Genomic DNA, 12,623 nt, shown 5'->3' with positions numbered 1-12,623 from the left:
GAGCGGCCTTCTTGCACCGCTTGCCGCTCTGTGCTATCATCACGGGGCAAGCCGCGGAAAGGAGTGCGGTCATGAAGGAAATTTCGGCGGGCGGGGTGGTCGTGCGCCGCACGGAGCGCGGGCCGGAATTGCTCGTGATCGGGGACCGTTTCGGTCATGTCACCCTGCCGAAAGGAAAAATGGAGCCGGAGGAAACCGTCCGCCAAACGGCCATCCGGGAAATTCTCGAGGAGACGGGGATTCGCGGTGTCATCCGGGAAGAACTGGGCGTGGTGACCTACCGGTATGTGCACGAAGAGCACGGTGAAGTGGACAAAGAAGTGCATTATTTTCTGGTGGAAGCCGTGGACGGGGAAGAGACCCCGCAGCTGGAGGAAATCCGCAGCGTCGGTTGGCTGACTCCCGAAGATGCCTGGCGGCGTCAACGGGAACGCGGATATCGCAACAATGATGACATTTGGTTGCGGGCCTTTGAGAAACTGAGGATCGCATGGAAGGAAGGAGAACGGACCATGGATGCGAAACAGCTCGCCGGCATGATTGATCATACGTTGTTGAAACCGGAATCCACCCGCAAGCAGGTGGAGCGGCTTTGTCAGGAGGCTCTCCAGCACGGGTTTGCTTCCGTCTGCATTCAGCCGTTTTGGGTGAAAGAAGCGGCCGAGCGGCTCGCCGGAAGCGATGTCAAGGTGTGTACGGTGATCGGCTTTCCTCTCGGGGCCAACACGACGGAGGTCAAAGCGTTTGAAACGGAGAACGCCGTGAAAAACGGGGCGGACGAAATCGACATGGTGATCAATGTCGGAGCGCTCAAGTCGGGAGATTTTGACGTGGTGCGCGAAGACATCCGGGCGGTGGTCAAAGCGGCTGGCGGAGCGGTCGTCAAGGTGATCCTCGAAACCGGACTTTTGAGCGACGAAGAGATTGTGAAAGCCTGTGAGCTTTCCAAAGAAGCCGGCGCCCATTTCGTGAAGACTTCGACCGGATTCGGCAAGGGGGGAGCCACCGTTCACCATGTGTCCCTGATGCGCCGGACCGTGGGGGACGACATGGGTGTCAAGGCTTCCGGCGGGATCAGGGATCAGGAAACCGCTCTCCGGATGATCGAAGCGGGAGCCAATCGCATCGGTGCCAGCGCCAGCGTGGCGATCGTCACGGGAGGAAAAGGCACCGAAGCATACTGAGCCCGGTTGGCGGGACATCACGAACGGAAGATTGTGAAAGGCATTCGGCCGTCTGTCAGATTGGCAGACGGCTCTTTTTTTACCATGCCGATTTTCCCGGAGTGAGCCGGACAATGCTTCGGGCGAACGGCTCGCAGAACGGAAGCACCAGCACGGAACAAATCACGTTGAACAGTGTCTGGATATGGGCGATTTGCACCGCGGGATCTTCCGACAACCACGGCGCCAGATCGGTCAGCCACGGAATCAGCGGCAAAAAAGCCAACATGCCGGCCAGATTCAGGACGAGATGAGCCGTTGCCACCTGTTTGGATTCCCGGCTGGCCCCCACGGTCGCAAGCACGGCCGTCATGCAGGTTCCCACGTTGCTTCCCAGAACCACCGCAATGGCCATGGGCAGATCGATGGCACCGGACGAATAAAAGCCCATCGTCATGGCGATGGTTGCACTGCTGGAATGAATCAACGCGGTCAGAATCGTTCCCGCCGCCAATCCGGCCACCACCGGGCTGCCGCCCGCTTCCGCCAGCACGTCCAGCCATCCCTGTTCTTTGATCGGTTCCGCCACCCGCTGCATCCACTCGATGCCGAGGAAGATCAAACCGAAACCGGTCAAACTTTGGCCGATCCGGGACCAGGTCATCGACGGGACGGCCCACAGAACGGCTCCCGAAACGGTCAACGGAACGGCAAGATCCTCCACTTTCAATGCCAATATCTGCGTCGTCACCGTGGTGCCGATGTTGGTTCCGAGGATGATCCCCACGGACTGGGCAAACGTCATCATCCCGGCACTCACAAATCCGATGGTCAGCACCGTGACGGCGGTGGAACTTTGCAGAAGGGCCGTGGTGACGATGCCGGTGAAAAATCCTCTCACCGGCGTGCGCGTGAAGCGGATCAACACGTTTCTCAACCGGTCTTCGGCCAGTTCTTCCAGCCCCGTTCGCATGTGATTCAAACCGAACAGAAACACGACCAATCCCAACGCAAACGGGACGATGATCTCCCTGAACATGAAGTTCCCTCCTTGTCCCATGTATATGGACAAAAAGGGGGGGTGATTCTTGCAACCTTTTGCGAGGCAAATGCGTTTTTTATCCGGGTGGCTATACAAACATGATTTGTTTTATAGTAAACTAGTAAATAACTTTAGAGACCAATGGGTTATTCGCAGAGTTGCCTTTTGTCTCGTGCGTGGGAATGGGGTGTGATCATTGCAGTATCCCTACGAACTGGATGACAATCTGTTCGAAAAATTGGGGGGAGAGGAAGCCGTCCGTGCCGTCGTGAACGAATTTTACGACCGGGTATTGAACGATTCCAGGGTCAGCGGAATTTTTGACGGCGTGGACATGAACATCCTCCGAAGCCACCAAACCATCTTCATGAGCTTCATGCTCGGCAGTCCCGTCAAATTCGAGGGAAAAACGCTGAGAGAAGCACACAAGGGTTTGGGCATCACGTCGGAGGAGTATGAGATCATTCTCGACCACCTCAACGGAGCGTTGAAAAAGTTCAACGTCGGCATTGAAGAACGTGCCAAAATATTGGCTTTCGTCCGAACCCTCAAGCCGTTCATCATGGGTCAATGAAACTTCGGGAGGGACTTCATCGTGAACACGCATCAACAATCGTTGTTCGGGCGACTCGGAGGAAAAAAGGAAACCATCGAAGCGTTGGTGGAAGCGTTTTACCAACGGGTACTCGCCGATGATACGCTGAAAGGTCTTTTCGTCAACACGGACATGGTTCGGCAAAAAAGACACATGACCGCATTTTTGGTGTTTGCCCTCGGCGGTCCGAATGAATACAAGGGCAAAGGCATGAGAGAAGCACACGCTCACCTGAACATTACGGAAGCTCAGTTTGCGAGTGTCGCCGGTCACCTCGTGGACACCCTGAAGTCGTTCGATGTTCAGGAAGAATACATAAACGCCATCATCGAAAAAGTCGCTTCGCTCAAACCGGAAGTCGTGGCCGACTGAGCCGTCATCCGGGAAAACAAAAATCTGCACACCCCGTTCCGCTATCTTCGGGGGGCAGATTTTTTTTATCACGTGGACGGGAGAATCGGGCGCGGTTGTTGCGCGGACATGCCGTGGTGTAAAATCGGGTTGAATCAACCGTTCTTTTCCGGGTGACGGTTGATCAACGGCGGAGAATCAAAACCGGTGAAATCCGGACGGTAGGGTTCCGACCAACCGGGGAGCGCCCTTGGAGGATCCGGTTGTTTTCCGGTTTTGTTCGGGTCGGGCTTGGGGGTTCCGAACACCGCCCAGGGACCGTCGGCGAAACCTTCCGCCAACCTCGGAGGTTGCAGCGTTTCGGTATCCCCGGCCGTGCTTCGGGCAACCTCGGCGGCGGGTTCCCGGTCCCGTTCTTGCCGGGACTTCGCCGACAACAACAGGCGCAACTCTTCTTTGATCAGTCCGCGAATCGCCTGAATCAGATGATTGTCATGGCAGGATGACCTGGATTTCAATGAAATTTCCCCCTTTCTCCGCTGCTGTCCCTGGTTTACCCTATGCAAGACACCGGATGGCGGTGAATGTGTCTGATGCCACAAGAATGAAGGAGGCGGACCGAATGGACGATTGCATTTTCTGCCGGATTGTCGAAGGAAAGATCCCCGCGCGCAAGGTATACGAAGACGAACATGTCCTGGCGTTTCACGACATTGCCCCCCAGGCTCCGGTACATGTCCTGGTGATTCCCAAGGTGCATGTTCGCTCGATCATGGAACTGGAAGATGAAGGATTGGCGGGCAAGATCGTCACGGGGATCCGGAACGTCGCCCGCGAACTGAATCTGGACGAAAAAGGATTCCGCGTGGTGAACAACATGGGACAGGACGGCGGCCAGACCGTGTTCCACATTCATTTCCACCTGCTGGGCGGTCGCACGCTGACATGGCCTCCGGGTTGAGCCTTTTGACACCCGATGTTCGACTGCGCTATAATAAAAGTTGACTTTTTGTGAACCCACCGTGAGCGGGTAGGTGTTCAACTGGGCATGCAGGTTTGGTGGGTCCTTGCTCCCTCCGCCGGAGATTGGGCCGCTGCTTGCGTGAACCATACGGGTTCCTCCAGTGGCTGTCGGTCCGGAACCCGGGGAGGGAGGGAAAAGAGATGATCGAGATCCGCGTGAGAAAAAACGAATCTCTCGACAGTGCGCTGCGTCGTTTCAAACGCTCCTGCGCCAAGGATGGGGTGCTCGCCGAGGTGAGAAAGCGGGAGCGCTATGAAAAACCCAGTGTTCGCCGCAAGAAAAAAACGGCGGCTGCCGCGCGCAAGAAACGAAAGTGACACAAAGAGGTGTGATGTGATTTGAGTCTGCTGGATCGCCTGAACCAGGACATGAAGCAGGCCATGAAGGAGAAGGACAATGTCAAGCTGTCCACCATCCGGATGCTTCGGTCCGCGATCAAAAACAAGGAAATCGACAAGCGCCGCGCTTTGACGGATGCCGAAGTGGAAGAAGTGATTCTGAGCGAAGTGAAAAAGCGGAACGATTCCGTTGCCGAGTATGAAAAGCACGGTCGCCAGGATCTGGCCGACAAGGAAAAAGCGGAGGTCGAGGTGCTGAAGGCATATTTGCCGGAACAGCTCTCCGAAGAAGAGCTCCGCGCCCTTGTCGAGGAAGTGATCCGGGAAACCGGAGCCTCCACCAAGGCGGATATGGGGAAAGTGATGGGCGTCCTCATGCCCAAGGTCAAGGGGCGGGCGGACGGCAGACTGGTCAACCGTCTCGTCACAGAGGCGCTCAGCTGATACGGATGCGTGACGGAAGTGTTGTGGACGCATTTGATGACAGGGGTTCCGTTGTCACCTGATTCACAGCGCTTGCCGTCACGCTTTTTTCATATCTGGCCAAAGGAGTGACCTGCCATGGCGGTACTTGCCGATTTTTTGTCGCTTCCGGCGGTTGCCGTCCTGCTTCTCACCATCGGTCTCACGGGACTCATTCTGGAAATGATGTCTCCCGGATTCGGAGCCCCCGGGGCCGTGGGGATCGGAGCATTCGTCCTGTTTTTTGCCGGACGTTGGATGGCGGGGGACATGGACTTCAGTCCGCCCGTTCTGTTTGCGGCCGGTTTGCTGTTGCTCATCCTCGAACTGTTCCTTCCGACATTCGGAATCCTGGGAGTGGCGGGGTTCCTCTTGCTCACGTCAGGGATCGTGTTTGCGGCGCCCGACGTCAAGACGGGGTTGGCTTCCCTCGGCATTGCCATTGTCGCCACCGCACTGCTGGTATGGATGTTCGTCAAGGTGTTCGGGTGGAAATGGAGTTGGAACCGCCTGATCTTGACCGATCGGCAGAGTGACGAACAAGGGTATCGGTCCAACCGTGACCGGAGGCATTTGCTCGGAAAGACGGGGACGACGCTGACGGTGCTCCGGCCATCCGGTTTTGCCGAAATTGACGGAAATCGCGAAGACGTGGTAAGCGAAGGCGGAGCCATCCCCGCAGGCACCCGCGTGCGGGTGATTCATGTCGAAGGCCACCGGGTGGTGGTTAGACCGGTTGAAAATGGGGAAAATGATACGCGGTAAGATTTTTCATGATCCTGTCACTCGGGAGGGGAACGGATGGAAGTAGGAATGCTCAGCTTTGTTTTCATCGCGATCCTGGTGATCATCGGTTTGTCGATCCTGTTCAGCTTCGTTCCGGTGATGTTGTGGATCAGCGCCATGGCGTCCGGCGTCTACGTCGGGCTGACCACCCTCATCGGGATGCGCCTGCGCCGAATCGTGCCGGCAAGAATCGTCAATCCGCTCATCAAAGCGAGAAAAGCCGGACTGGATGTGGACATCGTCCGACTGGAGACGCACTATTTGGCGGGAGGAAACGTGGACCGGGTCGTGGACGCGCTGATCGCCGCCCAACGGGCCAACATCGATCTCGTGTTCGAACGGGCCGCGGCCATTGACTTGGCCGGACGTGACGTTCTGGAAGCCGTGCAGATGAGCGTCAATCCCAAAGTCATTGAAACGCCCGTTGTTTCCGCCGTGGCCAAAGACGGCATTGAGGTCAAGGTCAAGGCGCGCGTGACGGTGCGGGCCAACATCGACCGGCTGGTGGGGGGAGCCGGCGAAGAGACGATCATCGCCCGTGTCGGTGAGGGAATCGTCACCACCAACGGATCGGCGAGCTCCCACAAAGAAGTGCTTGAAAATCCCGACATGATTTCTAACACGGTTCTCGCCAAGGGATTGGATGCGGGGACGGCTTTTGAAATTCTCTCCATCGACATCGCCGATGTGGACATCGGCGACAACATCGGAGCAAGGCTGCAGATCGATCAGGCAGAGGCCGACAAGAAGATCGCCCAGGCCAAGGCGGAAGAGCGTCGGGCCATGGCCGTGGCACTGGAGCAGGAAATGAAGGCCCGCGTGCAGGAAATGCGCGCCAAAGTGATCGAGGCCGAAGCCATGGTTCCGCAAGCGCTTGCGGATGCGTTGCGGAGCGGAAAACTGGGCGTGATGGATTATTATCAGCTGCAAAACATTGAAGCGGACACCAGAATGCGTCGTTCGCTCGGCGGACGGGACGAGGCGAAGTCGGACCATGAAGGTGAAAATCAATGACGCGCATCGGTGAAGCGGAACGCATGTTTCGCAGAGAGGCGACTTGGAGCGTGCCGATGCGATCGGATGAAACCCGTCTTCAACGCAAGCGGGAGGTCCTTCCCGATCCTGGCCATCCCGGCTGGCTGGCCCAAGGCATCCTGATGCGGGAAATCCTTGGGCCTCCCCGTGCCCTGAAACCATGGAGACCGTTCCGTACGGATCGCTGGTAGATCCGACCGAAACGGATATTGCGTGCATGCCGCCGCGCGGCATGCACCCTTCACCCGGAGAAATCCGGGTTTTTTGTTTTCCTTGTTCCTCCATGCAAGGAAACATGTTGGCCTTTTAAAGAACCGCGAAGATTTCATACTAACCTCAAGGGGAGGTGAATCACTGATGGCGCGTCGTTCCAACCGCAATCGTCTTCTTGTTCCGGGATGTTCCGAAGTGTTGAATCGCTTCAAAGAAGAAATCGCCGCTGAATTCGGTGTCACGCTGGGAAGTGACACGACTGCCCGTGCCAACGGATCCGTCGGCGGAGAAATCACCAAACGCCTCATCGCTCAAGCTCAGGGCGACGTTTCAACTCAATGAAATCATTCGGTTCGCAGGCCGGCGGGATTCCGCCGGTCGTTTGCGTTGATTCGGAAGAAGTGAAGCGGTCAGTCGCGGAACGTGACGTCTTCCTCCGCGTTTCATATTCCCGCCGCATGGCGCATATGAGTGAAGGGAAACGACGGAGCCAAGCGAAACCAGGGGAAGGACGGACGGGTCAATGCGCAATTGGGCATCCAGATGGTTGGATATGCCGGCGGACGTGACCAATGAGGCCCCGCGGGTCGAAATGATCGGACTTTGCACGATCCGGGTGGAAAACCACCGCGGAATCGTCCGGTTCACCGGGAATCAGGTAACGCTGAAAATCAAGGGCGGTTCCTTGGAGATTGACGGAAAAGATTTGAAAATCCGGAAAATCGACGCGGATCAGGTGATTTTGGAAGGAACCTTTCGCGGGCTCCGATATGCCGGACCGGAGGGAGAATGACATGGCAACGGACATGTTTCCGAAATGGTTGCGTGGCAAAGTGGTTCTTCTCTGCAGGGGACCGGATTTCCCCGCCCTGATCAACAGGGCGGTGGAAGAGCAAATCGTGCTGGAGGACGTCTCCGAAGTGGACGTGCACGGAGTTCGTCTGACGGTTCCGTTGCCCGATGTTTTGCGTTTCATTCGCTTGGCGAGAAAAGCCGGGTATCGGGTGAACATCTCTTCCGGCAGCGGATGGCCCTTCTTCGTGCGGAGGATCAAAAGACGCAAAACGTTTGCATTCGGGTTTCTCCTGTTTTTGGGCCTGTTGGTGACCCTGTCCTCATTTGTCTGGAATGTCCGGGTCGAAGGAACGGAACGAATTCCGGCCGCTCAGGTGAAAGCTCTGCTCCGGCAGGAAGGGATCTTCGAGGGAGGCTGGAAAGTCCGCATGCCCGATCCGGAAATCGTCCGTCACCGATTGATGATGAAACTCCCGCAGGCATCATGGATCGGCATTCGCGTGGAAGGCACCCGGGTGGTGGTGACGGTGGTTGAGAAAAAACCGGTTGAACCGCCGCAAACCGAGTTTGAACACAAGGGCCCCGTTCATCTGGTGGCGCGGAAGGACGCACTCATCAGGGACATGCGTGTGGAACGGGGAAATCCGTTGGTGCAAGTGGGAGACCAGGTGCGAAAAGGTCAGGTGATCGTTTCGGGAATATACGGGCTTCCCGGACAGGAAGGGAAAATTGCGGGGGCAAGCGGAAAAGTGTTGGGAGAAGTTTGGTATGTCTCCGAAGTGACCGCCCCTCTCACGCGGAAACGGAAAGTTTACACCGGCAACAGACATGTCCGGGAAATTCCCTATTTGTTCGGGCGGGCCATCCGACATCCGTTTGTCGAACCGCCGCCGTTCTCAAGTCATGAGACGGTGGCACGGGTGAGACGGCTGAAAGTGGCCGGACTGGAGCTGCCGATCGGTTGGGTGAAGGAGGAATTGCTGGAAACCGAGTGGACGGAGGAAACGCTGAGCGAACAGGAAGCAGCGGGAGCGGGAATGGCGATCGCCCGTCTTGAACTTGCGGAAAAACTGGGCGCGGATGGGAGAATTTTGGGGGAAAAAGTTTTGCACCGCCGTGTGGAGAATGGTAAAGTTTATTTGAAAGTACACTTTGACGCGATTGAGAACATCGCCATTCCACAACCGATTCTGCAAGGAGAATGAGCCATTGCACAATCAGGAACAGATGATCAAAATCCGGCTGCGGGACGCGGGCGAAGCGCTCAGCCTTTTTGGGCCGCATGACGCATTCCTGAAAAAAATCGAGGCCTCCACCACTGCCAAAATTCTGTCCCGGGGCGAAGAGATCACGGTCACCGGTCCCGAGGAAGAATTGAAGGTGCTGGATGAGCTGTTCGAAGTTCTGATCTCCCTGATTCGCAGAGGAACGGAAGTGACGGAGCGGGACGTCCTGTATGCCCATCGGTTGGCCAGACGGGGACAGGCCCGCGAATTGCTGGACCTCTACAGGGAAGAAGTGGGAGTCACTCAGAAAGGCAAGACGGTGAAGGCCCAAACTTTGGGGCAACGGCACTACATCACCGCCATTCGCAAATCGGACATCGTATTCGGTGTGGGGCCCGCCGGAACGGGGAAAACGTTTCTGGCTGTGGTGATGGCGGTTTCGGCGCTGAAAGCCCACAGTGTCAAGCGGATCGTCCTGACCCGTCCCGCGGTGGAAGCCGGGGAGAATCTGGGCTTTCTGCCGGGAGACCTGCAGGAGAAGGTGGATCCGTATCTGAGGCCTTTGTACGACGGTCTGTATACGATGTTGGGACCTGAACAGGTCGCCAAGATGATGGAACGCGGACAGATCGAAGTGGCCCCGCTTGCCTACATGCGCGGCCGCACCCTGGAGGATTCGTTCGTCATTCTGGATGAGGCCCAGAACACGACGCCGGAGCAGATGAAGATGTTTCTGACCCGTCTCGGATTCGGTTCCAAAATGGTCATCACCGGTGACGTGACCCAGGTGGATTTGCCGAAAGGGAAAAAGTCGGGATTGAAGGAAGCGGAAAAAATTTTGAAGGACATCCCCGAAATCCGCTTTGTGTATCTCGGACAGGAAGACGTGGTACGTCACACGCTTGTCCAGAAGATCATTGACGCTTATGAACAACATGAATCATAAGGAGCCGGGGTCGGACATGACGAAAAAACATCCGTTCACCCGCAAATCGCAGAAGCGTTCGCGGGGCTTTGACTGGAAGACGGATTCCCGCGCCGGACTCGCCCTTTACGCGATCTTCGGGATCGCGTTCTGTTTATTGCTTTTTTATCACCTTCTTCCCGAACCCTTCGAGATCCGGGAGGGGGCGCTCAGTCCCGTGACGGTGGTTTCGCCCGTGACCAAGCTGGATCCGGTGGCCACCGAACAGGCACGGGAAGAGGCCGCGCGGAATGTTCCCGAGGAATACACCGTCGACCAGGTATTGACGTCCCGGACCGTGGCAAGGGTGGATGAGCTCTTTTCCAGGGTGGCTCAAATCGTTCGCCAACCTGTCACCGAACAGGAAAAAATCGCGTTGATCCGTCAGGCGGTCGATGAGACGACCGGCCAGGTGTTTTCCGCTTCGCTGTATGCCACGCTGGCGAAAACCGCTCCCGACCGGTTGGAGCGGATGAGGAAAGATTCCAGGGACATCATCCAGGAATTGATGGAGAAGGGCATTCGAAAATCGGAACTGGAAGAGGCCAAAAAGCAGGTGGATCGCCTGCTTCTTTCTTCCCTGCTTGACAGGGATGCCCCGGATCAGGTTTCCCGCTCCGTGGTGAGGGAACTGGTTCGGGAGATGCTGACCGTCAATGCGCATTACGACGCGGAGAAGACGGAAAAGAAGCGGACAAAAGCCAAGGAAACCGTGGATCCCGTCCTCATTCGGGAAGGACAGGTGATCGTGGCTGAAGGAGAACCCGTCACCAAGCGGCAGATCCGGCAACTCGAACTGATCGGCTTGGTCAAGAGCCGGAACAAGGGAACAATGATGGCCGGGCTGGCCCTGTTCGTCACCCTGCTTCTGGTGATTCTTCACCTCACCGTTCGCCGGCTTGATCCGGAAACGGTTCGCGACAATCGGAGACTGGCCCTTCTTCTGTCGGTGCTTCTCTTGACGATGACGGGGATGAAGGGGTTGGCACTGGGGCAGAATCCGGAATGGAGCACTCTCGGATATCTGACTCCTTTCGCCCTCGGCGTCATGTTACCGGCGATCTTGCTCAGACCGGGTTTGGGTCTGATCTCGTCGGTGTTTTTGTCGGTGGCGGCCGCCATGTTGTTTCAGGACGACAGCCATTCCCTGTTTGATTACCGGTTCGGGTTCGTGGTGCTGGTCGGGGGAATCACCGCCGCTCTGTCGCTGATCCACGTGCGGAACAGAAGCCGGATCTTTCGGGCCGGTTTGGCGTCGGGGCTGGCTTCCGCCGCGGCGGCGGCTTCGATGCATCTGATGAATCCGTCGGGAGAAGCTTGGACGGATTTGGTGGTTCCGACGTTGTTTGCTTTCGGAGGCGGATGCTTTTCGGCCATTCTCACCTACGGTTTTTTGCCGGTGTTCGAATCGGGATTCGGCATCTTGTCGCCCATGCGCCTGCTTGAGTTGGGCAATCCCAACCAACCGTTGCTCCGCAGGCTTCTCACCGAAGCACCGGGCACCTATCACCACTCCGTCATGGTGGCCAATCTGGCCGAGGCCGCGGCGGAAGCGGTGGGGGCCGACGGTCTCCTGGCCCGGGTGGGGTCGTACTATCACGATGTCGGCAAGCTGAAACGTCCCCAGTTTTTCATCGAAAACCAGATGGGGCGGGAAAATCCGCACGATCGTTTGTCACCGGCTCTCAGCCGCACGGTGATCATCAGCCATGCCAGAGACGGAGCGGAGATGCTGAAAAAGGCAGGGTTGCCCGAAAAATTGCAGGACATTGCCGCTCAACATCACGGGACCACTTTGCTGAAATACTTTTATCACAAGGCCCTCCAAAATGACGGTCCGGAGGTCAAGGAAGACGATTACCGGTATCCGGGACCGAAGGCCCGTTCCAGGGAGGCCGCAATCATCGGAATCTGTGATTGCGTGGAAGCGGCGGTTCGATCCATGGCTCATCCGACGCCCTCGCGCGTGGAAGCGCTCGTGCGGAAAATCATCAGGGAGCGATTGGAAGACGGCCAGTTTGACGAATGCGATCTGACCATGAAAGAACTGGACCTGATCGCCCGGTCCGTCTGTGAAACGCTGCAGGGGCTGTTTCACACGCGCATCGAATATCCGGAAGAGATGATGCGGGATAAAGGAGCAAAACAGCATGAATCGATTGTTGTTGCATTTGAACGTGGAAACCGAACTGACACCCGAAGACCGGGAAGCGGTGGAGGTCGTTGAAAAAGCGATTTTGTCCGGGATCGAAGCGGAAGAGCTTCCGCCCGTGGAGGTATCCGTGACCGTCACCGATGACGATGGGATCCATCGGCTCAACCGGGAATACCGCCAGGTGGACAGGCCGACGGACGTGCTTTCGTTCCCGCTCTGGGAGCCCGACGAAGACTGGGTGATCGGGGAAGAAGAAGAATTTGTGCCGCTCGGGGACATTGTCATTTCCCTCCCGAGAGCCCGTGAACAGGCATCGGAATACGGCCATTCACTGAAACGCGAACTCGGATTTCTGGCCGTTCACGGGTTTCTGCACCTGTTGGGCTACGATCATGAGACAAAGGAGCAGGAACGTGAAATGTTCAGTCGCCAGGAGGAGATCCTCGGGAGGATCGGTCTGGTCAGATAGGGGGA

The 12,623-nt window shown here is 56.9% G+C and carries 17 protein-coding genes and 1 pseudogene; 16 read left to right on the top strand and 2 right to left on the bottom strand.

Annotation, left to right across the window (positions count from 1 at the left end; genetic code table 11):
• Positions 1 to 71: 71 nt before the first annotated feature.
• Positions 72 to 368: pseudogene (locus tag EG886_RS13975) on the top strand (NUDIX hydrolase); the annotation flags it as partial.
• A 144-nt stretch (positions 369 to 512) separates the two neighbouring features.
• The gene (deoC, locus tag EG886_RS13970; protein ID WP_241154442.1) at positions 513 to 1,184 is read left to right on the top strand and encodes a deoxyribose-phosphate aldolase; all 672 of its coding nucleotides are present in this window, start codon (positions 513 to 515) and stop codon (positions 1,182 to 1,184) included.
• Positions 1,185 to 1,263: 79 nt separating this feature from the next.
• On the opposite strand, the gene EG886_RS09080 is transcribed toward deoC, so the two are convergent.
• Complete coding sequence (locus EG886_RS09080; RefSeq protein ID WP_124727837.1) at positions 1,264 to 2,202, bottom strand: Na/Pi cotransporter family protein; 939 nt, start codon at positions 2,200 to 2,202, stop codon at positions 1,264 to 1,266.
• A 199-nt stretch (positions 2,203 to 2,401) separates the two neighbouring features.
• On the opposite strand from EG886_RS09080, the gene EG886_RS09075 reads away from it, so the two are divergent.
• Positions 2,402 to 2,779, top strand: a complete 378-nt coding sequence (locus EG886_RS09075) for a group I truncated hemoglobin (RefSeq protein WP_206425311.1) — start codon at positions 2,402 to 2,404, stop codon at positions 2,777 to 2,779.
• Between the two features lie 21 nt (positions 2,780 to 2,800).
• Positions 2,801 to 3,172 carry a group I truncated hemoglobin gene (locus EG886_RS09070; protein ID WP_124727836.1) on the top strand — a complete coding sequence of 124 codons (372 nt, stop codon included), beginning with the start codon at positions 2,801 to 2,803 and terminating at the stop codon, positions 3,170 to 3,172.
• 134 nt (positions 3,173 to 3,306) lie between these two features.
• Here EG886_RS09070 and EG886_RS09065 read toward each other — a convergent pair whose 3' ends face one another.
• Complete coding sequence (locus tag EG886_RS09065; RefSeq protein WP_124727835.1) at positions 3,307 to 3,669, bottom strand: hypothetical protein; 363 nt, start codon at positions 3,667 to 3,669, stop codon at positions 3,307 to 3,309.
• A gap of 104 nt (positions 3,670 to 3,773) precedes the next feature.
• Between EG886_RS09065 and EG886_RS09060 the strand changes: the two genes are divergently transcribed.
• From EG886_RS09060 to ybeY, 12 genes are all read left to right on the top strand, one after another.
• Complete coding sequence (locus EG886_RS09060; RefSeq protein ID WP_124727834.1) at positions 3,774 to 4,112, top strand: histidine triad nucleotide-binding protein; 339 nt, start codon at positions 3,774 to 3,776, stop codon at positions 4,110 to 4,112.
• Between the two features lie 203 nt (positions 4,113 to 4,315).
• Positions 4,316 to 4,492 (top strand): 30S ribosomal protein S21, encoded by a 177-nt coding sequence (rpsU, locus tag EG886_RS09055; protein WP_124727833.1) that lies wholly within the window; start codon positions 4,316 to 4,318, stop codon positions 4,490 to 4,492.
• A gap of 21 nt (positions 4,493 to 4,513) precedes the next feature.
• Entirely contained in the window at positions 4,514 to 4,957 is a 444-nt protein-coding gene (locus EG886_RS09050; RefSeq protein WP_124727832.1) for a GatB/YqeY domain-containing protein, read from the top strand.
• 117 nt (positions 4,958 to 5,074) lie between these two features.
• A complete protein-coding gene (locus EG886_RS09045) occupies positions 5,075 to 5,740 on the top strand; it encodes an NfeD family protein (protein WP_124727831.1) in 666 nt (221 codons plus the stop codon).
• Between the two features lie 36 nt (positions 5,741 to 5,776).
• The gene (floA, locus tag EG886_RS09040; protein WP_124727830.1) at positions 5,777 to 6,775 is read left to right on the top strand and encodes a flotillin-like protein FloA; all 999 of its coding nucleotides are present in this window, start codon (positions 5,777 to 5,779) and stop codon (positions 6,773 to 6,775) included.
• Entirely contained in the window at positions 6,772 to 6,987 is a 216-nt protein-coding gene (locus tag EG886_RS09035; RefSeq protein WP_124727829.1) for a hypothetical protein, read from the top strand. The genes floA and EG886_RS09035 overlap by 4 nt, the downstream gene beginning before the upstream one ends.
• A gap of 166 nt (positions 6,988 to 7,153) precedes the next feature.
• On the top strand, positions 7,154 to 7,351 hold the full coding sequence (locus EG886_RS09030) for an alpha/beta-type small acid-soluble spore protein (protein WP_124727828.1): 198 nt from the start codon (positions 7,154 to 7,156) through the stop codon (positions 7,349 to 7,351).
• Between the two features lie 181 nt (positions 7,352 to 7,532).
• Positions 7,533 to 7,802: a sporulation protein YqfC gene (gene yqfC / locus EG886_RS09025; protein WP_124727827.1), complete on the top strand. Its 270-nt coding sequence runs from the start codon at positions 7,533 to 7,535 to the stop codon at positions 7,800 to 7,802.
• A 1-nt stretch (position 7,803) separates the two neighbouring features.
• Entirely contained in the window at positions 7,804 to 9,009 is a 1,206-nt protein-coding gene (gene yqfD / locus EG886_RS09020; RefSeq protein ID WP_164491752.1) for a sporulation protein YqfD, read from the top strand.
• Positions 9,010 to 9,013: 4 nt separating this feature from the next.
• Positions 9,014 to 9,976 (top strand): PhoH family protein, encoded by a 963-nt coding sequence (locus tag EG886_RS09015; protein ID WP_124727825.1) that lies wholly within the window; start codon positions 9,014 to 9,016, stop codon positions 9,974 to 9,976.
• 16 nt (positions 9,977 to 9,992) lie between these two features.
• Positions 9,993 to 12,221 carry an HD family phosphohydrolase gene (locus tag EG886_RS09010; protein WP_164491751.1) on the top strand — a complete coding sequence of 743 codons (2,229 nt, stop codon included), beginning with the start codon at positions 9,993 to 9,995 and terminating at the stop codon, positions 12,219 to 12,221.
• Positions 12,154 to 12,618, top strand: a complete 465-nt coding sequence (gene ybeY, locus EG886_RS09005; RefSeq protein WP_420894168.1) for an rRNA maturation RNase YbeY — start codon at positions 12,154 to 12,156, stop codon at positions 12,616 to 12,618. The genes EG886_RS09010 and ybeY overlap by 68 nt, the downstream gene beginning before the upstream one ends.
• The last annotated feature ends 5 nt before the right edge of the window (positions 12,619 to 12,623 follow it).

Origin of the sequence: Staphylospora marina, from assembly GCF_003856495.1 — a bacterium.
GTDB lineage: Bacteria > Bacillota > Bacilli > Thermoactinomycetales > Thermoactinomycetaceae > Staphylospora > Staphylospora marina.
Note: the sequence above shows the minus strand (reverse complement) of the source record. Positions and strands in the feature narration are given on the sequence as shown.

Excerpts from the sequence above, each read along its gene's own strand:
- EG886_RS09080 (WP_124727837.1), bottom strand. The coding sequence starts at position 2,202 with ATGTTCAGGGAGATCATCGTCCCGTTTGCGTTGGGATTGGTCGTGTTT.
- yqfC (WP_124727827.1), top strand. The coding sequence starts at position 7,533 with ATGCGCAATTGGGCATCCAGATGGTTGGATATGCCGGCGGACGTGACC.
- rpsU (WP_124727833.1), top strand. The coding sequence starts at position 4,316 with ATGATCGAGATCCGCGTGAGAAAAAACGAATCTCTCGACAGTGCGCTG.
- floA (WP_124727830.1), top strand. The coding sequence starts at position 5,777 with ATGGAAGTAGGAATGCTCAGCTTTGTTTTCATCGCGATCCTGGTGATC.
- deoC (WP_241154442.1), top strand. The coding sequence starts at position 513 with ATGGATGCGAAACAGCTCGCCGGCATGATTGATCATACGTTGTTGAAA.
- EG886_RS09060 (WP_124727834.1), top strand. The coding sequence starts at position 3,774 with ATGGACGATTGCATTTTCTGCCGGATTGTCGAAGGAAAGATCCCCGCG.
- EG886_RS09045 (WP_124727831.1), top strand. The coding sequence starts at position 5,075 with ATGGCGGTACTTGCCGATTTTTTGTCGCTTCCGGCGGTTGCCGTCCTG.
- EG886_RS09030 (WP_124727828.1), top strand. The coding sequence starts at position 7,154 with ATGGCGCGTCGTTCCAACCGCAATCGTCTTCTTGTTCCGGGATGTTCC.
- EG886_RS09010 (WP_164491751.1), top strand. The coding sequence starts at position 9,993 with ATGACGAAAAAACATCCGTTCACCCGCAAATCGCAGAAGCGTTCGCGG.
- EG886_RS09035 (WP_124727829.1), top strand. The coding sequence starts at position 6,772 with ATGACGCGCATCGGTGAAGCGGAACGCATGTTTCGCAGAGAGGCGACT.
- yqfD (WP_164491752.1), top strand. The coding sequence starts at position 7,804 with ATGGCAACGGACATGTTTCCGAAATGGTTGCGTGGCAAAGTGGTTCTT.